At 57.6% G+C, this 20,324-nt stretch carries 22 protein-coding genes; 4 read left to right on the top strand and 18 right to left on the bottom strand.

The features are described 5' to 3' along the window. The first annotated feature begins 53 nt into the window (after nt 1–53). Nucleotides 54–377: a DDRRRQL repeat protein YjdP gene (yjdP, locus tag ADJ24_RS07730; protein ID WP_023310080.1), complete on the top strand. Its 324-nt coding sequence runs from the start codon at nt 54–56 to the stop codon at nt 375–377. A gap of 52 nt (nt 378–429) precedes the next feature. On the opposite strand, the gene phnP is transcribed toward yjdP, so the two are convergent. The 16 genes from phnP to ADJ24_RS07650 all read right to left on the bottom strand — a co-directional run bounded on the left by phnP (nt 430) and on the right by ADJ24_RS07650 (nt 12,170). Next, nucleotides 430–1,188 (bottom strand): phosphonate metabolism protein PhnP, encoded by a 759-nt coding sequence (gene phnP, locus ADJ24_RS07725; protein WP_023310081.1) that lies wholly within the window; start codon nt 1,186–1,188, stop codon nt 430–432. A gap of 9 nt (nt 1,189–1,197) precedes the next feature. Further along, nucleotides 1,198–1,632 carry an aminoalkylphosphonate N-acetyltransferase gene (gene phnO / locus ADJ24_RS07720; protein WP_023310082.1) on the bottom strand — a complete coding sequence of 145 codons (435 nt, stop codon included), beginning with the start codon at nt 1,630–1,632 and terminating at the stop codon, nt 1,198–1,200. Further along, nucleotides 1,625–2,176, bottom strand: a complete 552-nt coding sequence (phnN, locus tag ADJ24_RS07715; protein WP_115504024.1) for a ribose 1,5-bisphosphokinase — start codon at nt 2,174–2,176, stop codon at nt 1,625–1,627. The genes phnO and phnN overlap by 8 nt, the downstream gene beginning before the upstream one ends. After that, on the bottom strand, nt 2,173–3,309 hold the full coding sequence (gene phnM / locus ADJ24_RS07710; RefSeq protein WP_023310084.1) for an alpha-D-ribose 1-methylphosphonate 5-triphosphate diphosphatase: 1,137 nt from the start codon (nt 3,307–3,309) through the stop codon (nt 2,173–2,175). Before phnM ends, phnN begins: the two co-directional genes overlap by 4 nt. Then, entirely contained in the window at nt 3,306–3,986 is a 681-nt protein-coding gene (gene phnL, locus ADJ24_RS07705) for a phosphonate C-P lyase system protein PhnL (RefSeq protein ID WP_023310085.1), read from the bottom strand. Before phnL ends, phnM begins: the two co-directional genes overlap by 4 nt. 9 nt (nt 3,987–3,995) lie before the next feature. Beyond that, complete coding sequence (phnK, locus tag ADJ24_RS07700) at nt 3,996–4,751, bottom strand: phosphonate C-P lyase system protein PhnK (protein ID WP_023310086.1); 756 nt, start codon at nt 4,749–4,751, stop codon at nt 3,996–3,998. Continuing rightward, a complete protein-coding gene (gene phnJ, locus ADJ24_RS07695; protein ID WP_023310087.1) occupies nt 4,748–5,593 on the bottom strand; it encodes an alpha-D-ribose 1-methylphosphonate 5-phosphate C-P-lyase PhnJ in 846 nt (281 codons plus the stop codon). Before phnJ ends, phnK begins: the two co-directional genes overlap by 4 nt. Beyond that, nucleotides 5,586–6,650 (bottom strand): carbon-phosphorus lyase complex subunit PhnI, encoded by a 1,065-nt coding sequence (locus tag ADJ24_RS07690; RefSeq protein WP_023310088.1) that lies wholly within the window; start codon nt 6,648–6,650, stop codon nt 5,586–5,588. The genes phnJ and ADJ24_RS07690 overlap by 8 nt, the downstream gene beginning before the upstream one ends. Further along, a complete protein-coding gene (gene phnH / locus ADJ24_RS07685; RefSeq protein ID WP_023310089.1) occupies nt 6,650–7,234 on the bottom strand; it encodes a phosphonate C-P lyase system protein PhnH in 585 nt (194 codons plus the stop codon). Before phnH ends, ADJ24_RS07690 begins: the two co-directional genes overlap by 1 nt. Continuing rightward, nucleotides 7,231–7,683 carry a phosphonate C-P lyase system protein PhnG gene (gene phnG / locus ADJ24_RS07680; RefSeq protein ID WP_023310090.1) on the bottom strand — a complete coding sequence of 151 codons (453 nt, stop codon included), beginning with the start codon at nt 7,681–7,683 and terminating at the stop codon, nt 7,231–7,233. Before phnG ends, phnH begins: the two co-directional genes overlap by 4 nt. Next, entirely contained in the window at nt 7,684–8,409 is a 726-nt protein-coding gene (phnF, locus tag ADJ24_RS07675) for a phosphonate metabolism transcriptional regulator PhnF (RefSeq protein ID WP_023310091.1), read from the bottom strand. 20 nt (nt 8,410–8,429) lie between these two features. Next, nucleotides 8,430–9,209: a phosphonate ABC transporter, permease protein PhnE gene (gene phnE / locus ADJ24_RS07670; RefSeq protein WP_023310092.1), complete on the bottom strand. Its 780-nt coding sequence runs from the start codon at nt 9,207–9,209 to the stop codon at nt 8,430–8,432. Between the two features lie 117 nt (nt 9,210–9,326). After that, a complete protein-coding gene (phnD, locus tag ADJ24_RS07665) occupies nt 9,327–10,343 on the bottom strand; it encodes a phosphonate ABC transporter substrate-binding protein (protein WP_023310093.1) in 1,017 nt (338 codons plus the stop codon). Between the two features lie 24 nt (nt 10,344–10,367). After that, complete coding sequence (gene phnC / locus ADJ24_RS07660) at nt 10,368–11,156, bottom strand: phosphonate ABC transporter ATP-binding protein (protein ID WP_023310094.1); 789 nt, start codon at nt 11,154–11,156, stop codon at nt 10,368–10,370. Between the two features lie 154 nt (nt 11,157–11,310). After that, on the bottom strand, nt 11,311–11,754 hold the full coding sequence (yjdN, locus tag ADJ24_RS07655; RefSeq protein ID WP_023310095.1) for a VOC family metalloprotein YjdN: 444 nt from the start codon (nt 11,752–11,754) through the stop codon (nt 11,311–11,313). Between the two features lie 80 nt (nt 11,755–11,834). After that, nucleotides 11,835–12,170: a zinc ribbon domain-containing protein YjdM gene (locus tag ADJ24_RS07650; RefSeq protein WP_023310096.1), complete on the bottom strand. Its 336-nt coding sequence runs from the start codon at nt 12,168–12,170 to the stop codon at nt 11,835–11,837. Between the two features lie 595 nt (nt 12,171–12,765). On the opposite strand from ADJ24_RS07650, the gene crfC reads away from it, so the two are divergent. Then, complete coding sequence (crfC, locus tag ADJ24_RS07645) at nt 12,766–15,111, top strand: clamp-binding protein CrfC (protein ID WP_023310097.1); 2,346 nt, start codon at nt 12,766–12,768, stop codon at nt 15,109–15,111. Continuing rightward, nucleotides 15,108–15,983: a diguanylate cyclase regulator RdcB family protein gene (locus ADJ24_RS07640; protein WP_023310098.1), complete on the top strand. Its 876-nt coding sequence runs from the start codon at nt 15,108–15,110 to the stop codon at nt 15,981–15,983. Before crfC ends, ADJ24_RS07640 begins: the two co-directional genes overlap by 4 nt. 44 nt (nt 15,984–16,027) lie before the next feature. Here the strand turns inward: ADJ24_RS07640 and kdgT are convergent, their stop codons facing one another. Further along, nucleotides 16,028–17,020: a 2-keto-3-deoxygluconate transporter gene (gene kdgT, locus ADJ24_RS07635; protein WP_023310099.1), complete on the bottom strand. Its 993-nt coding sequence runs from the start codon at nt 17,018–17,020 to the stop codon at nt 16,028–16,030. Between the two features lie 648 nt (nt 17,021–17,668). Between kdgT and proP the strand changes: the two genes are divergently transcribed. After that, on the top strand, nt 17,669–19,171 hold the full coding sequence (gene proP / locus ADJ24_RS07630) for a glycine betaine/L-proline transporter ProP (protein ID WP_023310100.1): 1,503 nt from the start codon (nt 17,669–17,671) through the stop codon (nt 19,169–19,171). Nucleotides 19,172–19,204: 33 nt separating this feature from the next. Here proP and ADJ24_RS07625 read toward each other — a convergent pair whose 3' ends face one another. After that, the gene (locus ADJ24_RS07625) at nt 19,205–20,158 is read right to left on the bottom strand and encodes a nickel/cobalt transporter (protein ID WP_032668021.1); all 954 of its coding nucleotides are present in this window, start codon (nt 20,156–20,158) and stop codon (nt 19,205–19,207) included. Between the last annotated feature and the right edge of the window lie 166 nt (nt 20,159–20,324).

Here is a 20,324-nt window from a genome sequence, read left to right as displayed (position 1 = left end):
CAGTGCTCCGCCGTTCATTATCGTAAGGCCAGTTCACCTGCGAGTCTGGCCTTATGAAACGTTACTTAACTGCTCTGTTATTCGGTCTGCTGTCACTCACCAGCCAGCTGGCTCATGCCGATATTGTTGATGATGCTATTGGCAACATTCAGCAGGCGATCAACGATGCCTATAACCCCAGCAGCAGCCGCAGCAATGACGACGACGATCGTTATGACCGCAGTCGTCAAATCGACAGCCGACAGTACGACGATCGTCGTCGGCAGCTTGAAGACAGACGCCGCCGTTTAGATGAACGTCAGCGTCAGCTGGATGACGATCGCCGTCGGTTAGAAGAGGATGAGCGCAGGTTAGAAGACGATTACGATCGAGGCTAAGTGCCGCCTGTTGCCCTCACCCCAACCCTCTCCCACGGGAGAGGGAGAAAACCTAATCCAGCACCAGCACCATCCCGTCATAGCCCGCTTCTATGCCCTGCGGCAGCGGGTTATCCATCATCCACACGTCAAACTGATGGCTAATGTGCGTCAGGATCACCTGCGGGCAGCCAATTATCTCGTTTAACGCAATCACGGTATTTAAGTCGCAATGGTTTCGCGGCGTTTCCTCGCGCGGTTCATGGCTGCAGTCGATAATCATCGCCTGCGGCTGGTTGTTGAGCAGGAACTTCACCGTTTTTTCCGGCAATCCGGCGGTATCGGAAAGCCAGGCCACGCGGCTGTGGGCCGATTCCAGCAAATACCCGAAGGTCAGTTTCGAATGGTTGAGCGGCAGCGGCGTGACCCGCAGACCCTGAAGCTCAAACATCACAAACGGTTCGACCCTGTGGCTGAAATCCAGAATGCCGGGGTGTTTAAACAGATCGTCGCATCCGGCGTCGTCCGGCGGACCGTAAACCGGGATCGTCGCCCCCACGCCCCAGCGCAGGGGGAACAGCCCCTGAACGTGATCCATATGGTAATGGGTGAGCAAAAACTGCTGGAAGCTGCCCGCCGGCCAGTCGTCCATCAGGTGCGGAATACCGGCATCCAGCAGGGTGACGGCATCGTTGAATTTCACCACCGCGCTGCACGGGCGACGGCGATAGTTGTCCTGCAGGCGCGCCCGGCGGCAGGCCGCGCAGTCGCAGCCAAAGACCGGCACCAGCTGGGCGCCACCCGTTCCCGTCAACGTGATGGTCAGACTCATAGCGCACCTCTACAGCGGTTTGGTGAATCGGAAATGGCTCTGCGTGTATCCTTCACGAACGTAAAAACGGTGCGCGTCGGTGCGCTTCACGCTGGTGGAAAGTTCGGTCAGCTCCGCGCCGGCCTGTCGCGCCACCTCTTCCGCCCAGGCCAGCAGCTGACTTCCGACCTTTAACCCACGCGCCTGCGGCATTACGACCAGCTCCTGGATCTCGCCGATCCAGCGCGCGTGGTGCAGGTGAAACTGCATGTGCAGACCGATCATGCCGATGACCTGTCCCTCTCTCTCCGCAAGCTGGTAGCGCATGTTGCGATCCTGCAGATTGGCAAGAAACCCGGCGTGGAACGCCTGATGATCGAACTCTGCCTGCTTCAGTTCGCAGATCAGGGCATAGACAATCTGCGCATCGTCGGCGGTGGCGGGGCGAAGCTGACAGTCAGGCATGCTGTTTCTCCTTCTGACGGATAAGCGATAAAAAGGTATCGACTGACTGTAGCAAACTTCCGTCGTTATTGAGGATGTGGCAGTCCGACGGGGCATAGCGGGCCGCACGCTCAAGCCGCAGATCGATCTCACGGGCTGATTCACGCCCCCGGTTCTGCAACCGGCTGCGCAGGACGTCCGGCGAAACCTGCAGACAGACCGGCAGCAGGGCCGCCTCATAGCGGGCGCGCGCTTGTGGCAGATGCGCACGCGAGCCGTTAACCAGCACGTCAAAACCCGCGTGCAGCCAGAGGTCGATTTCGATGCCCACGCCATAGTAAAAGCCGTTGGCGTGCCAGCTCAGCGCCAGCAGGTTTTGCCCGGCGCGGGTAAAAAACTCCTGCTCGCTCAGGGCGATATGGTTTTCACTCCCGGCATTGGCCGCGCGGGTAATATAGCGGTGCGCGACCAGCAGCTGCGGATGTTCCCGCTGCCGTAAGGCGGACAGCAGACTGTCCTTACCGGAGCCGGAGGGCCCCATTAACCAGATGAGCCTTCCCATCAGAACACCCTTTTTCCCTGACGCCAGACGTGGTCGATGTGAACGTGCTCGCCCTTGCGGTGGGCGAGTACCAGATCCGCGCGTTTACCCTCGGCGATTTCCCCGCGATCCTGAAGATTAAGCGCCGAGGCCGGGTTTTTCGTCACCAGTCGAATCGCCTGCGGCAGCGTAAAGGTGTTGTTCTCGTCGTCGGCAACCCGGAATGCCGCATCCAGCAGACTGGCGGGGTAGTAGTCGGATGAAAGGATATCCAGCAGACCAAGGGAGGCAAGCCTGCTTGCCGCGACGTTGCCGGAGTGCGATCCGCCGCGCACGATGTTAGGCGCGCCCATCAGCACGTTCATGCCGTACCTGCGGGAGGCTTCCGCTGCTTCAAACGTGGTGGGAAATTCGGCGATCACGCTGCCAAGCTGGTGGGATTCGCGCACGTGATCGTGCGTGGCGTCGTCATGGCTGGCCAGCGCGATATTGCGGTCCCGACACATCGCGGCAATCCTGAGACGGTTAGGCTGTGACCACCGTGCCGCCAGCGCCAGCTGCTCTTCTTCATAACGGGCCATCTCCGCATCGCTGAGAGAATATTTGCCCTGATAGTATTCGCGATACTTTTCAATGTTGGCGAACTGGCGCTGCCCCGGCGAGTGGTCCATCAGGGAGACCAGCGAGACCGGCTCGCGTCCGACCAGCTTTTCAAACAGCGGCAGAGTAGTGTGGTGCGGCAGTTCGCAGCGCAGGTGCAGACGGTGCTCGGCACGGTTGAGGCCGCGTTTTTGCGTCTCCTCCACGGCGTTGATCATCTTCTCGAGATTCTCCAGGCGATCGCCGCCGTCGCGCACGTCGCCAATCGCCACCGCGTCCAGCACGGTGGTAATGCCGCTGGCTACCATCAGCGCGTCGTGGCTGCTCATCGCCGAATGGGCGGGCCAGTCGACCTTCGGGCGCGGGGTGAAGAATTTGTCCAGATTATCGGTATGAAGCTCAATCAGCCCCGGCAGCAGCCAGCCGCCTTCACCGTCCATCGCTTCAGGAGTACGGCTCTGGGTTTCGGCAAAGGCGCGAATAACGCCTTCATGAACTTCAACCGAGCCATTAACGACTTCATTTTCCAGCACCAGCCTGACGTTATTGATAATCATGCGTTTGTCCCCATCGGGTGCAATCTGTCCGCCACGCGGCTGCGTACGGTTTCGTCGTGGAAGATCCCGACGATCGCCGCGCCGCGAGCTTTGGCCTGTTCGATCAGCTCCACCACGGCGGCGCTGTTTTTACCGTCGAGCGAGGCGGTAGGTTCATCCAGAAGTAAAATCGGGTAGTCGACGATAAATCCGCGGGCGATATTGACGCGCTGCTGCTCGCCGCCGGAAAAGGTCGACGGGGCGAGATGCCACAGGCGCTCCGGCACGTTGAGGCGCGTCAGTAGGCTGGCGGCTTTGGCGGCGCAGGCTTCTCGCGGCACGCCCAGATCCAGCAGGGGCTGCATCACCACGTCCAGGGCGGAGATCCGCGGGATCACCCGCAGAAACTGGCTCACCCAGCCGATCGTCGTGCGGCGCACTTCCAGCACTTTACGCGCGGGGGCCTGCACCAGATCGACCCACTCATCGTTGTGGCGAATGCGGATGTGGCCTTCATCCGGCAGATAGTTGGCATACAGGGAGCGCAGCAGGGTGGATTTTCCGCTACCGGAATGGCCGTGCAGCACCACGCATTCGCCGCTGCTGACCTCTAACGAGGCATTTTGCAGCACCGGCAGACGCACGCCGTTTTGCTGGTGGAGCACAAAGGTCTTACTTACGTTTTCTACGCGGATCATGTTGGCCTCTTAATTCTGCAATACGGACGACACCAGCAGCTGGGTGTACGGATGGTGCGGATCGTCGAGCACCCGGTCGGTTAACCCACTTTCCACCACCTGGCCCTGCTTCATCACCAGCAGACGGTTCGCCAGCAGGCGCGCAACGCCCAGATCGTGGGTGACAATCACCACTGCAAGGTTCAGCTCCACCACCAGGCCGCGCAGCAGATCGAGCAGGCGGGCCTGCACCGAGACGTCCAGCCCGCCGGTGGGTTCATCCATAAACACCAGCTTCGGATGGGTGACCAGGTTGCGCGCAATCTGCAGGCGCTGCTGCATCCCGCCGGAGAAGGTTGTCGGCAGGTCGTCGATGCGCGAGGCGGGGATTTCCACCTCTTCCAGCCAGTGCTGGGCGGTGGCGCGGATATTGCCGTAGTGACGCGCGCCGGTGGCCATCAGGCGTTCACCGATGTTGCCCCCGGCGGAGACCTGACGGCGCAGGCCGTCCATCGGGTGCTGATGCACCACGCCCCACTCGGTGCGCAGCAGGCGGCGGCGTCCGGCCTCGCTCATGCCGTACAGCGAGGCGCCCTCATACAAAATGTCGCCGTTCTGCGGCGTCAGGCGCGCGGAGATGGACTTCAGCAGGGTGGTTTTGCCGGAGCCGGACTCGCCGACGATCCCCAGCACTTCGCCCGGCCACAGCTCGAACGACACGTCGCTAAAGCCTTTGCCCGGCGCATACAGGTGAGTCAGGTTATTAACCGAAAGCAGCGGTTTCATTGGCCGTTCGCCTCGCTCTGTTGGCGGCAGTAATCGGTGTCGGAGCAGACAAACATCCGTTTGCCCGTATCGTCCAGCACCACTTCGTCCAGATAGCTGTGTTTGGATCCGCAGATGGCGCACGGCTCGTCCCACTCCTGCACCGTAAACGGGTGATCGTCGAAATCGAGACTTTCCACGCGGGTGTAAGGCGGAACGGCGTAGATGCGTTTTTCGCGCCCGGCGCCGAAAAGCTGCAGGGCCGGCATCATGTCCATCTTCGGGTTATCGAATTTTGGGATTGGCGACGGGTCCATCACGTAGCGCCCGTTCACCTTCACCGGGTAGGCGTAGGTGGTGGCGATATGGCCGAAGCGGGCGATATCCTCATACAGCTTCACCTGCATGACGCCGTACTCTTCCAGCGCGTGCATGGTGCGGGTTTCCGTTTCGCGCGGCTCGATAAAGCGCAGCGGCTCCGGGATCGGCACCTGGAAAATCAAAATCTGATCTTCTGTGAGCGGGGTTTCCGGGATGCGGTGTCGGGTCTGGATCAGCGTGGCGTCTTCGGTTTTTTCGGTGGTATTGACGCCGGTGACGCGCTGGAAGAAGCTGCGGATCGACACGGCGTTGGTGGTGTCGTCCGCGCCCTGGTCGATGACCTTCAGCACGTCCGCCTCGCCGATCACGCTGGCGGTAATCTGGATGCCGCCCGTGCCCCAGCCGTAGGGCATCGGCATTTCGCGGCCGCCGAACGGCACCTGATAGCCCGGAATGGCCACCGCTTTTAAGATGGCGCGGCGGATCATGCGTTTGGTTTGCTCATCCAGATAGGCAAAGTTGTAGCCGCTTAAGTTAGCCATTTTTGCGCTCCCGTTGCAGGCGTTTCAGCAGTTCTAGTTCGGCCTGGAAATCGACGTAGTGCGGCAGCTTGAGGTGCGAGACAAAACCGGCGGCCTCAACGTTATCCGCGTGGGCCAGCACGAACTCTTCGTCCTGCGCCGGGCCTGCAACGTGCTCGCCGTAGTCCGGCGCCTGGAGTGCGCGGTCGACCAGCGCCATGGCCATGGCCTTGCGCTCGCCGAGGCCGAATACCAGCCCGTAGCCGCGGGTAAAGTGCGGGTCTTCGTCTTCCGGGGCGACGAAACCGTTGACCATTTCACATTCGGTCATCAGCAGTTCGCCGATGTTCACCGCAAAACCCAGCTCTTCCGGTACGATCTCGACGTCGATGTAGCCGCTGCGAATTTCGGCTGCAAACGGGTGGTTGCGCCCGTAGCCGCGCTGGGTGGAGTAGGCCAGCGCCAGCAGATAGCCTTCGTCGCCGCGCATCAGCTGCTGCAGGCGGGACGAGCGCGAGCACGGGTAAACCGGCGGCGTGCGGGTGATGTCATCCGGCTGCGCGCCAGAATCTTCTTCCGCCTTCGCCAGGCCCTGTTTTGCCAGCAGGCTGAAGACGTGCGGAGACGGTTCCTGTTCGGCGTCGGAGGTGCTGAGCGTCGGCGCTTCGCCGTTCGCCAGCAGGGTAAAATCCAGCAGGCGGTGGGTGTAGTCGTACGTGGGGCCAAGCAGCTGGCCGCCGGGAACGTCTTTATAAACGGCAGAAATGCGGCGTTCCAGGCGCATCTCCGCCGTGTTCACCGGCTCGCTTACCGCCAGTCTGGCAAGCGTGGTGCGGTAGGCGCGCAGCAGGAAGATGGCTTCCACGTTGTCGCCGCTGGCCTGCTTCAGGGCCAGCGCCGCCAGCTCGCGGTCGGCGATGCCGCCCTCGGTCATCACGCGGTCGACGGCGAGGTTTAGCTGCTGTTCAATCTGGGCGACGCTCAGCTCGGGAAGCCGTTCATCGCCCCGTCGTCTGTGCGCCTGTAGCGCATGGGCGGCGGCGATGGCCTTCTCGCCCCCTTTGACGGCAACGTACATCAGCACACCTCCACGTGGGTGGTCCGCGGGATTGCCAGCAGGCGCTCGCCGCAGGTCAGGATCAGGTCAATGCCCAGCGGGAACGGGTGCGGGCGCTCGGTCAGCTCGTGAATGATGCACTCCGGCAGCTGCGGCGCGACCATGCGCTCGTCGGCGATGCCTGCCCCCGTGAGGCGCAGCATGCGGCCGCCGCTCAGGCTGGAGACCTGCAAAATCAGGGTGGCGCTGGTCTCCGGGGCGACGGCGCTGCCTTCGCTCAGGGCGTTCAATTGCTCATGGCTGATTTGTTCATCGGCCACGGCAAAAACCGCCTGCTGGGGCTGATCGACCAGCGGAGCGCTGGTGTGAAAACGCAGGTTCTGGATGGCGATATCGTTCGACAGCGCGCCCGAAAGCCACACCGGGGTGTCGTTGTCGGCAAGCGTCAGCAGCACGCTGGTGGTCGCCAGATTCAGCGGCAGCCAGCCCTGGGAGAGCTGGTGCAGCGAGACGATCGCGCCCGGCTCGCTCATCGCCTTCAGCAGGCGACGAAAACTGTGTTGGGCATCCTGGACGGCCAGGGTAAAAGCAGGTTGAAGCGTCATGCGTTGTCTCCGCGAACGAGCGTAAAGAAGTCGACCCGGCTGGTATTCACTTCGGCCTGACGCGCGGCAAGACGTGCGGCGCGGTCGGCTTCCAGCGGGGTAATAAGGGTTTCCATTAGCGTCTGGAAATACGGCTGTTCCTGTAAAAGCGCGTCGATCACCGCGCAGCGCTCGGCGTGGGCTTTATCACGCCCCAGCACGTAGCTGTAGCCCAGCGTGCCGCTGTTCAGGCGGATTGCCGCGCGGGTGAGGGTGGCGTCTCCGGCGAAAAAGCGCTCGCCGGTGCCGCCCATGCGCGCCTGGATCTGAACAAGGCCGATCTCCGGGGCGCGAAGGGTGTCGTAGTCTGGCGTCAGGCTGAGCGCGTTCATGCGGGCAGCCAGCGCAGCAGGCTGGCTGTGGGCCAGCACGCGCATCCAGCGCTGTCGGGTGGCGATGTCGAAGTGCATTCAGTGCTCCATGGTGAATTCGATCATGTCGGCGCGGGTCAGGCTGACGGAGTATTCCGTCGCGTTGATCTCGCCGTCACGGTGGTTGAGGGTGCGTACGCAGAGCAGCGGGGCCATATTGGGGATTTCGAGCACCTTGCTCTCTTTCGCCTGCGCGCGACGGGCGCTGATGCGCGTCTGGGTGCGCTTGAGCGCAATACCTGTCGCATCCTGAAGAAAGTCATGCAGCGAGCCGCTGGAGAAATGCTGGAGCACGGGCCAGAGGGCGAGGTCCGCAAAGTAGTGGTCTATCTGGCATACCGCCACGCCGTTAACGCGACGCAGGGTACGCAGGTGAATGACGTCGTCGCCCTCCTGAATACCCAGCGCGTCCGCCACGTGGCTGGAGGCCGGACGCAATACCGAGAGCAGCTTTTCGCTGGTCGGGTGGCTGCCCTGATCCAGCAGGTTCTGGCTAAAGCGCGCCTGGGCGTTCAGCGGGTAGTCGAACGGGCGCATCAGCACCAGCACGCCCACGCCCTGACGGCGCTGAACCCAGCCGCGCTCGACCAGCTGGTCAATGGCGCGACGCAGGGTGTGGCGGTTCACTTCATAGCGGTCGGCAAGCTGCTGCTCGGCGGGCAGGTAGTCCCCGCAGCGGTAGTGCGTGCGCAGCTCCACTTCGAGCTTTGCGGCAATCTCTTGCCAGCGGGTTGGGTAACTGGTCGGATGTCTGGATAAGTGCATAGAAAACAAAGCCTCGCTTCTCAGATGAAGTGCTTACGCAAACGTTGAGAGAGGAAATCCAGCAGGCTGACGGTGACGATGATGAGCACCATCAGGGCGCAGGTTTGCTGGAACTGAAAACCGCGAATCGCTTCCCACAGGGTGACGCCAATCCCGCCTGCGCCCACCATACCGACCACCGTCGCGGAGCGGACGTTAGACTCAAAGCGGTACAGGGAGTAGGAGATCAGGAGCGGCATAACCTGCGGCAGGACGCCGTAAAGGATCTCTTCGATTTTATTGGCACCCGTGGCGCGGATGCCTTCCACCGGGCCGGGCTCAATGGCTTCGACCGCTTCAGAAAGCAGCTTGGAGAGCACGCCGGTGGTGTGGATGAACAGTGCCATCACGCCGGCGAACGGACCCAGGCCGACGGCGACCACGAACAGCATCGCAAAGACCATTTCATTGATGGCGCGACAGGCGTCCATCAGGCGACGCATCGGCTGGTATATCCACCACGGCACGATGTTTTCGGCGCTCATCAGGCCAAAGGGAATAGAGAGAACGACGGCAAGGGCGGTGCCCCAGACGGCGATTTGCAGGGTGACCGCCATTTCGCTGAGATAGTCCTGCCACTGGCTGAAGTCCGGCGGGAAGAAGTCGGCGGCGAAGGTCGCCATGTTGCCCGCGTCCTTGAAGAGCAGCAGCGGATCCATTTCCGCGCCCTTCCAGGAGATAACCAGCACCGCCAGCAGGATGGCCCAGCTTATGAGCGAGAACCAGCTGCGCTTCGGCGGCGGGAGGGTGATGGTTTGCATGTTGGCTCCTTTGGGTTTAGTCCCCTCTCCCTTGAGGGAGAGGGTTAGGGTGAGGGGGAAATGTGCGCGCTGATGCCCTCACCCCGGCCCTCTCCCACGGGGAGAGGGAGAAAGGCACTACTGCACCGCTTTATTCACGCTCGTCATCGCACCGAGCGCGGCGGTCAGGCGATCGAGGTCTTCCAGCTGTGCCTCAATTGCGGCCACTTTGCTGGTCTTCTCCTCGTCCTTCAGCCCTTTGTTGTCCTTCACGCCCTGCATCTCTTTAAACAGCGCCAGCTGGCGAATCGGGACCAGCTGCAGGTCGCTTGACGGGCGGAACGGTGCCCAGCCCAGGCGCGCCAGGACCGCTTTCTCTTCCGGCGTTTTGCCATAGGTCATAAAGAAGTCGTACACCTTATCCTTGGTGCTTTCGGACAGGTTTTTACGCCAGACGATCGGGTCGCCCGGGATCAGCGGCGATTTCCAGATAACCTTGATCTCTTTCAGCTTGTCCGGCGCGGAAGTTTTCAGCTTGTCGAGGTTCTCGGTGTTGTTGGTAGCAACGTCCACCTGCTTGTTGGCCACGGCCAGAGCGTTGGTTTCGTGGCTGGCGTTCACCGTGCGTTTGAAGTCGCTGGCGGAGGCGTTGTTTTTGGCGAAGACGTAGTAGCCGGGGACAAGGTAGCCGGAGGTGGAGTTCGGGTCGCCGTTGCCGAAGGTCAGCTCTTTGCGTTTGGCGAGCATGTCGTTGAGGTTGTTGATCGGGCTGTCTTTATTCACGATCAGCACGCTCCAGTAGCCCGGGGATCCATCTGCCGCGACGGTCTGGGCAAAGACCTGGCCGTTCGCACGGTCCACCGCTTCCATGGCGGAGAGGTTGCCGTACCAGGCGATGTCCACTTTATTAAAGCGCATCCCCTGGATGATGCCCGCGTAGTCCGGGGCGAAGAAGGCGTTCACTTTGATTCCCAGCCTGGTTTCCATATCTTTCAGGAACGGTTCCCACTGAGGCTTCAGATTCTGCTGTGATTCCGTCGAAATAATGCCGAAGTTCAGCGCTTTTTCCTGCTCTTGTGCATACGCCGGGCTTAACAGGGTGCTGAGGCTGAACATGCTGGTAAAGGCCAGCGCGGCAACGGCTTTGTAGCTCATGTACTTTCCTCGGATCGGGTTTAATTAAGCAGCCTGCGCGTTCTCTTCGACGCGGTTAATGCTGCGGTAGAGATGGTCAAAACGTTCGTTATCAAACTGATGGCTCGCGCCATCAAAGAACACATGTCCCTGACGCAGGGCGACAATGCGTTCGCAGTAGCGCAGGGCGTAATCCACCTGATGCAGCGTGACCACCACGGTGATGCCGTCGTTCTGGTTAATGTCGCGCAGGGTTTCCATCACGATGCGGGCGGACTCCGGGTCCAGCGAGGCAATGGGTTCGTCTGCGAGAATGATTTGCGCTTTTTGCATCAGGGCGCGGGCAATGGCGACGCGCTGCTGTTGTCCACCGGACAGGGTGGAGACGCGCTGATGGGCGAAATGCGCCATGCCGACGCGGGTCAGCGCCTGTAAGGCTTCCTGCTTCTGCGAAGGGGAGAACCAGCGTAGACAGGTGCGCCAGAACGGGGTGCTGCCGAGCGTGCCAATCAGCACGTTCTCCAGCACCGTCAGGCGGTTCACCAGATTGAACTGCTGGAAGATGTAGCCCGTCCGGGCGCGGCTCTTGCGGATATCGCTGGCGAGACGCCCCGCGCGCTGCACGGTATTGCCCAGCAGCTCGACGTGGCTTTCCGGCGTTTTATCGCAGGTGATAAGACCGCTTAAATGACGCAGAAGGGTGGATTTACCGGAACCGGATGGCCCCAGCAGCGCCACCATTTCGCCCTGCTGGACGGTCAGATCAACGGCATGAAGAGCCTTATTATGATTGAAGGTCTTGCTCAGTTTCTCGACGCGGATGACGGTTTGCATGTGCTGGGCCTCACGATAAATGTGGCCTTATGCTGGCGCATCAATGTGACATTTGGGTTAAGTCTGGGTTGCGGGAGTTTGATGACAATCACCGTAGGCCCGGTCAGCGCAGCGCCACCGGGCGCTGTTGCCTGCTGCACTGCGCTTATCCGGCCTAAGGCGTTTGTTGCTGCTTAACAACGTTAATCATCCACGGCACGCCGTATTTATCGGTGACTTTACCGAAACCGTGTGTCCAGAAGGTTTCCTGCCAGGCCATTTCGATATTCCCGCCCGCGGCGAGGTTGTCGAACCAGCGCTTGCCTTCATTAACGTCCTGAGTATCGAGTACCAGCGTGAAGCCCGCGTACTGCGCGTTGCTGCCCGGCGGCATCCCGTCGCTCATCATGATATCGCTGCCCGCAATGCGGACGTTGGAGTGAGCGATAGCCGAATCCGGAAATTGCATACCGGACGGACAGCCTTCTTCGCTGTTATCGCTTTTTGGCATTTCGCCGAAGGTGATTTTATAGAGAAGCTCTGCGCCGACGGCTTGCTGGTAGAAAGAAGTGGCTTCTGCACAGTTGCCGGCGAACGAGATGTAGGGACTTAACGGCATAATCTTTACCTCACGTAAGAAAAGCTCGTTAAGTGTAGTTCCCGCAAGCCCGGTAAGCGAAGCGCCACCGGGCGGGTAAATCAGTTCTTTTTCACGAACTCTGATTTCAGCTTCATCGGACCGAAGCCGTCAATTTTGCAGTCGATATTATGATCGCCTTCAACCAGACGGATATTCTTCACTTTGGTGCCGATCTTCAGCATGGAAGAACTGCCCTTCACTTTCAGATCTTTAATCACGGTTACGCTGTCGCCGTCCGCCAGCAGATTGCCGTTCGCATCTTTTACGACAAGTGCATCAGCATCGTGTGATGGTTCGGCATCGTTCCATTCGTGAGCGCATTCCGGGCAGATGAACATGCCATTATCTTCATAGGTGTATTCAGAATTGCATTTTGGGCAGTGTGGGAGTGACATATCGGTATCCTCAAAAAGTGTAAACGCGCTGGAAAGTGCCAGCTAAATGACGGCAGCGTGCCGAAAAAGGCGGCAAGTATAGCGCAAATCCACACGTTTGTCGGTGACATTGTGAATTAAAAAAATGCAAAAAGCGTATCGGGAGTGACACTTCCTGTCAGTCAGTTAAGCGATGCTTACCTCATTAACACGGTGGGAAGAAATGACGCTAAATATATCGAATATTTTATTGCAGCAAATTGCTACGCTCCTTCATTTCGGATAAGGTGAAGCGACACATTGTTATTTATCTCCTGACTTCGCTGCCATCCATATCTTTTGGCAGGGGCGTATTACCTCTCTTTTTAGGTGGGTAAATAATGATGATATATCCTGAAGTTTCTTAAAATTGGGCTACGCTTTTTTCCTTTGGCCTTCAGGCCAGGAGGGGAGCTATACACGCCATGCAAGGATAGCGAATTATTTCTGATTATCATCAATCAGTTATATTTCGGCGAACATGTTTTCCACACGTGATCATATAAGCCTGAACAACATAATTAATACCAGTGGCTTAATAAAAGTAATAAATTTGCGTTAAGGAAAGGCTTTTATCATGCACACACAGACCATTTTTGAATTAAGCCAGGAAGCTGAGCGTTTGTTACAGCTCGCCCTGCAAAACCTTGATACGTTGAAATCAATGCCGACTGCGATGCTGGAGAGCACCGCGGCTGCTATTACGGGTGAAAAGAACAACGTTTTACCTTTGCATTTTAGCGCGCGCGGTGTCGAAGCGCAGCAGGCGATGCTGAATAATGAATTACGAAAAATAACCCGGCTGGAAATGGTCCTGGCTATTGTGGGCACCATGAAAGCGGGAAAATCGACCACCATTAATGCGATTGTAGGGACCGAAGTGTTGCCGAACCGCAATCGTCCGATGACGGCGCTCCCGACCCTGATTCGCCACACGCCGGGCCAGAAGGAGCCGGTGCTGCATTTCTCACATGCCTCGCCCATTGATGAATTGATCCAACTGCTTCAGAAAAAGCTATGCGATTACGATCGCGGAAAGCTGGCTCAGCATCTGGAAATTGATAAAGACATGAATACCCTGCTGGAGCGCATTGAAAAAGGAGAGGCTTTTGAGAAGCATCACCTGGGCGCGCAGCCGATATTTCATTGTCTGAAAAGCCTCAACGACCTGGTGAGGCTTTCCCAGGCGTTAGGGGTGGAGTTTCCCTTCTCTGAATATGCCGCCATCGAACACATTCCGGTGATTGAAGTGGAGTTCGTGCATCTTGCGGGTCTGGATGCTCACCTCGGACAGCTGACGCTGCTCGATACGCCCGGGCCGAATGAGGCCGGACAGCCGCATCTGCAAAAAATGCTCAGCGAGCAGTTGTCCCGCGCGTCGGCGGTGCTGGCCGTGATGGATTATACCCAGCTTAAATCCATCTCTGATGAAGAAGTCCGCCAGGCCATTTCTGCGGCGGGAAAATCCGTGCCGCTGTATGCCCTGGTCAATAAATTCGATCAGAAAGATCGCAATAGCGACGATGAAGAGCAGATCCGGGCGATGATCTCCGGCACCTTAATGAAAGGCAATATTTCGCCTGGCCAGATTTACCCCGTTTCGTCCATGTGGGCCTATCTGGCAAACCGCGCTCGCTACGAGATGAGTACCCACGGACAACTGCCGGATCATCAGGAGCAACCCTGGGTGCAGGATTTTGCCGAAGCGGCGCTTGGGCGGCGCTGGCGTACGGCGGACCTGGACGATATCGACCATATTCGTCATTCTGCCGATTTGCTCTGGGAAGATTCGCTTTTCGAACAACCGATACGCAAGCTGATCTACGCCGCCTATGCCAATGCCTCGCTTTACGCGCTGCGTTCGGCCTCGCACAAGCTGCTCAACTACGCACAAAATGCCCGGGAGTACCTCGACTTCCGCTATCAGGGGCTGACGGTTGCCTTTGAGGCGCTGGAACTGAATATCGCACGTCTGGAAGAGGATATGGCGCTTCTCAAGACGCGTCAGAGCGTGGTGAGCGATGAGGTGAAACATGAAGTTGAGGAGGCGCTGAACGCTACCGCGGACTTTATGGGAGCGCAAAAAACCGCGCTTAACCAGGCGATTGGCGAGGTGTTCAGCGCTCAGTATATTCTTGATTTGGCTGGCATCGATCGGCAGAACCCTCACGGTGACGAGCCGAAGCAGCTGGTTCTGGACGATGAAGGGAAGGCGCAGATCGCGCTAAGTAAAATCCGCTCCTCCTGCGAACGGGTGATGCTGGATGCACAGTCGAAAATCTGCCGGGAGCTGGCGTTACGCTTCGACCAGCTTGAATCTACGCTGGCGCGTTCCCTGAACGAAGCCATGCGCCCCATCGAAACGCGTATTAAAGAGCATCTGAGCCATGCGGGTTTTCGGGCGCGAATCAGTTTCCCGGCGTTTCAGGCTCACCAGCTCAACTTCAACACGCGGGCGCTGTTTAACGATGCGATAGCGCAGGATGACAGCCTGGCAGGTCCGCCATCAGGCGGGAGCAGCATGCGAGAAACGGTCTCTCGCTGGCTCAATAATCCGGGCTGGGGCTGGGATGAGTATGTGGAAACGCGCACGCGCTATGTTATCGATATTGCGCAGCTACATGACAAATTTAAGCAACATATTGAGCTGTTTTGTGAACAAATACGTAAAGCTTTGTCCGCGCAGGTCGATGTCTCTGTTACGGCAGGAATGGCGACGTTCTTTGCAGAATTTTCGCTGTGCCTGACCGGGTTACAGGAAAGCTTGCGTGATAGCCTCGCAGTACGTCAACAGAATGAGCATTCAACCCGAGCGCTCTGCCAGCTGTTGAAGCAAAGTATTACGACTGCGACGTGGATACAGGAAGATACCCGACTGTTACGCGATGATATTCAAACTCTATTCGCGGCAGAGCAACCATGACAACACCACTACTGGACGGTCCCGGGCGAACGCTGGAGTGTATTAATCCAAAATTTATGGTCGATCTGGTGCAGGGAGTGGACGCGGCGCGTCATTCTCACCTGGGACCACAACAGCTTCAGTTTCGTGAGCGTTTGACTCAGGAAATCATGACGCATACCCGGCTACGCCCCTGGGCGATGGCGGGTATGCTCAATGAAAATGCAGCGCTGCGCCTGGGGCTGGCGGAAAAACTGGCCGGCATGCTTGACCCGGGCCATCTCGCGCTGACGCTGATGGCAGAGAAACTGATTGCTTTGCGCCAGCAGACTCACCCGCGCGCCCAGCAGCCCCCGGGGCTGATGCAGCAGTACGCTGAACTCGCCTCTCATTTTACCCAACGCGCCGCATATAAAGAGAAGGCGCTAACCCAGCGCGGGCTGACGGTGCAGGCGGGTGAGCACAGCGAGCAGATTTTTACCCGCTGGCGGGCCGGGCATTATGATGGCTGGTCGCTGGCCGGGCGCTGTTTTATCGTGCTGGAAGAGCTGCGCTGGGGGGCATTTGGTGACGCATGCCGCCTCGCGAATGAAGATGTGGCGGCAATGCTTAAGGATAACCTGCGCAGCATGGCGGCTAACTATCTGGCACAGGGCATCAATGCGTCCCCCACGACCCGCCATTTCTATCACCAGTGGCTGACAACGCCGGCCTCTCCGGGTTTAATCGATCATAAAGACATGCTGGGCTGGCTGGGGGACTGGTGTCAGGCGGATCAACATCCGGTGAGCTGGTCAGTGACGCAAAACTGGCAGACCGTCGCGCTGGGTATGCCGAGGCTTTGTTCGGCAAAACGGCTGGTGGACGGGATGGTGGAAGAGATTTTTGGGTAAATCCCTCACCCTCTCCCCGTTGGGAGAGGGAATGGTGCGGTGTGTTAATGATTCATTTCTATCGGCTTCGGTTCAGGCAGGGTCTCTTGCATATTCCCGTAGCGTTTCGCATACAGCGCCGTGATGATGGGGACCAGAATCGCGGTGACAATTACGCTCGCGGCAACCAGTGCCGTCGCTGAAGCGGCGACCGGTTCGAAGGCCGGGTTAATTTGGGCGATAATCACCGGGTTTGCAACAGCAGCCCCCGCGGCTGAAGAGGCGGCGACGCCGGCCGTGCCGTTTCCTCCTCCGATTACGCGGTCGGCAATAATCAGCGGAATACCGGTGATGACGATCACGGCGACACCCAGCACAATGCCCAGCAGGCCGGTATCGAGAATGACCTTCAGGTTGATGGTGTTCCCCAGTGCGAAACCGAAGAACGGGATCAGCACCGGCGTGGCTTTGCTGAAGAAATCACGCAGATCGCGGTCGAGATTGCCAAGGGCGAAACCGACCAGGAAGGGCAGGATTGCGCCGACAAAGTGGTGCGGTTCAAACGAGGCCAGGCCAGCAGACCCCAGGATCAGCATCGTCATCAATGGGCCGGACTCCAGAGACATCAACACAAATGCGCCGGACTCTTCTTTCGTTCCGTACTGGTTCATCAGGCTGGCGTACAATCCGCCGTTGGTCATATCCATTGCCGAGACAATCGCCAGGACCGATAAACCCGCAAAGAACCCGGTCTGAATTCCATTCTCCGGAATGAACATCGCGCATATCATTGCCACCGCCCAGGCTACCGCTATTTTGGTTATCACCAGCGTTCCGGATTTCCGTAATACTGTCCCCGTTGCCCGCAAATTAATGGATGCGCCGATACAAAAAAACCAGACGGCAAGAATGGGAACCGTGCCTGTTATCATGCCTTTTGTGAAACCACCGAAATAGGCTCCGGTATCGGGAGCAAGAGTATTCAGGATGGCGCCCAGCACCAGCGGAACCAGCATCATGCCGCCGGGTATACGTTCTATCGTGGCTTTAATCTTCATAGACAAACCTCACATCGGATCCCGCAGGACGGGTGATAGGTGTTAGAAATTAGTCAATAAATTCAACATATTGCTCGTATTGCTTGCGATGTTTTTTCGAAAGCCCTGCAACAAAATTAAATGCGTGCTCTCAATTAACCTTTTTCTGAAACACATAAAACGCTGAATTCGGATTTATGATGCGATCATTGGAATACCGATTCAATGAAAATAAAACATTGTTTTAGTTATATCCATCACATATTCAATGTAAAACCTGAGGTCGGTTCCTGTTGATGAAAATTTACGTAAACCTGATGTGAATTAACGTGGTTTGTTTTTCCGTTAAGAAAGAAATAATGACGCGCGGGAAGATGTCCTTTAGGTGGGGTAAGGAAGTACTTATTTGCACTCCTTGACAAAAATTGGACTGAGTTGACGAGACGCGAAAATATGTGTGAAGTTGATCACAAATATAAACGCTGGTAGGGTAAAAAGGTCATTAACTGCCCAGGCAGGCGTCAACAGGTTCGGTTGTATCGACGTAAAACGTCAATGTAAGTAAACCTGCTACGCTTGAATAAGGCGATTCGCATGGAGCGGATCCCATGGTTCACAGAACGCTAACTGGACTGTGAAACAGACAGGGCCGAGTCAACGAGGATAGCTATGCTGAGAAGGAAAAAGATTAAACCCATCACGCTTCGCGACGTCACCATTATTGATGACGCAAAGCTGCGTAAAGCGATTACCGCAGCCTCGCTCGGTAATGCGATGGAATGGTTCGATTTTGGTGTCTACGGCTTTGTGGCCTATGCGTTAGGTAAAGTGTTTTTCCCCGGGGCCGATCCCAGCCTGCAGATGATCGCCGCACTGGGTACGTTCTCCGTTCCCTTCCTGATTCGCCCGCTGGGCGGTCTGTTCTTCGGTATGCTCGGCGATAAATATGGTCGTCAGAAGATCCTGGCCATCACCATCGTCATTATGTCGATCAGTACATTCTGTATCGGCCTTATACCGTCTTACGCCACCATCGGCATTTGGGCACCCATTCTCCTGCTGATTTGTAAGATGGCCCAGGGCTTCTCCGTAGGCGGTGAATATACCGGTGCCTCGATCTTCGTTGCCGAGTATTCCCCGGACCGTAAGCGCGGTTTTATGGGAAGCTGGCTGGACTTCGGCTCGATTGCCGGGTTTGTCCTGGGGGCGGGCGTCGTGGTGTTGATTTCAACCGTGGTGGGTGAAGATAACTTCCTCGACTGGGGCTGGCGTATTCCGTTCTTCCTGGCGTTGCCGCTGGGGATTATTGGCCTCTACCTGCGTCATGCGCTGGAAGAGACGCCTGCCTTCCAGCAGCACGTCGATAAACTTGAGCAGGGTGACCGCGAAGGGCTGCAGGATGGTCCGAAGGTGTCGTTCAAAGAGATTGCCACTAAGCACTGGCGCAGCCTGCTGACCTGTATTGGTCTGGTGATTTCGACCAACGTGACCTACTACATGCTCTTGACCTACATGCCGAGCTATCTGTCGCATAACCTGCACTACTCGGAAGATCACGGTGTGCTGATTATTATCGCCATCATGGTGGGTATGCTGTTTGTGCAGCCGATTATGGGTCTGTTGAGTGACCGTTTTGGTCGTCGACCGTTCATTATTCTGGGAAGCGTTGCGCTGTTTGCTCTGGCAATTCCGGCATTCATTCTGATTAACAGTGATGTGCTGGGGCTGATTTTTGCCGGTCTGCTGATGCTGGCGGTGATCCTTAACTGCTTTATCGGGGTGATGGCCTCAACGTTGCCCGCGATGTTCCCGACGCATATTCGCTACAGCGCGCTGGCCGCGGCCTTTAACATCTCGGTGCTGATTGCCGGTCTGACCCCGACGCTTGCCGCCTCGCTGGTCGAGAGCACGCAGAACCTGATAATGCCGGCTTATTACCTGATGGTGATTGCGGTGATTGGTTTGATTACCGGTCTTACCATGAAGGAGACGGCGAATCGCCCTCTGAAAGGCGCAACGCCTGCGGCGTCTGACATCCAGGAAGCGAAAGAGATCCTGCGCGAGCACTACGATAACGTAGAGCAGAAGATTGAGGATATTGACGCAGAGATTGAAGAGCTGCAGAAAAAACGCTCCCGACTGGTGGACCAGCATCCACGCATCAACGAGTAATAAAGAAACCCGCCAACGGCGGGTTTTCTTTTATTAGCATCCGGCAGCGATGTAGTCGCCATTGGCGCTGACGGGGATCACCGTCAGGAACAGCACCGTCGCAAACAGGATCAGGACTATCCCTCCGGCTATTTTGACTGCTGGCACCAGCCATCTTAATGAGGCGCTTTCTCCGAACCAGGTCACCGTGCGCTCGCGGGCGTAACGTACAGCCAGGGAAAGCCCCACAATAGAAAGTGCGGTGCCCAAAGACATGGTCATGACCGCGGCCACTCCCCAGGTGACAATGCCCAGCGCATTCGAAAACATCAGAATCATGATCGCCCCGCTGCACGGGCGTGCGCCAATTGCCAGAATCACGCCCAGACGGGTTTTCCAGTCGCCCTGCGTCAGGTCTGTACCTACGCCGTGATGGCCGCAGCCACAGTGTTCATCGTGCTGATGAAGAGGCTTGATGGCGGAGATAGACATCCTGCGCGGGCGCAGGCTCTTCAGCGCCTGATAAATGACAAAAGCACCGAATGCACCAATAAGCACTGCGCTTATCTTCTCCACGTACCAGCGGCTGGTACTGATATCTCCGGAGGCGAGGTTAAACCCCACCGCCAGAATAAAGACAAACAGAATGGCGCTGACGCCCTGCATCAGGCTACCCAGGAAGGGGACGACCCGGGCGGCCAGCTCGCTTTCCTTATTGGTGGTCAGATAGGTCGTCACGATGAACTTTCCGTGTCCGGGTCCGATGGCGTGAAGGACACCATAAAGGAAAGCCCCTGTTAACAGCCATAATCCGCCGCTGTACTGGTGGTTATTAAGCTGCAGCAGATACATCACCAGATAGCGGTGCAGCGTAATTTGCGTGGCGAGGCACCACTGGATAAAGGCGTTCCAGTGCGCATGCAGGGTAAAACCGGCAAAGAGGAGTGCCAGCAGCATCACCCCTGCTGTAGGGAGATGCCAGTCGCGGGCGAGGCGTTGTGTGGTCATGAGGGTGGGCCTGCACTGAGGAGAATATTTGCCGCTAGTATAGTTGATCTTCTCGCTCAATTCGTGGGATCGCATCGTGATCCGCTCATGATTGTGGATAACTTTGTGCATAAAAGGGTATAAGGCGGGGTTTTGCTGTGGAATGCAGCAGTCAGTCATTTTTCTG

It is taken from the genome of Enterobacter sp. 940_PEND (assembly GCF_001059415.1).
GTDB lineage: Bacteria > Pseudomonadota > Gammaproteobacteria > Enterobacterales > Enterobacteriaceae > Enterobacter > Enterobacter cloacae_M.
Note: the sequence above shows the minus strand (reverse complement) of the source record. Positions and strands in the feature narration are given on the sequence as shown.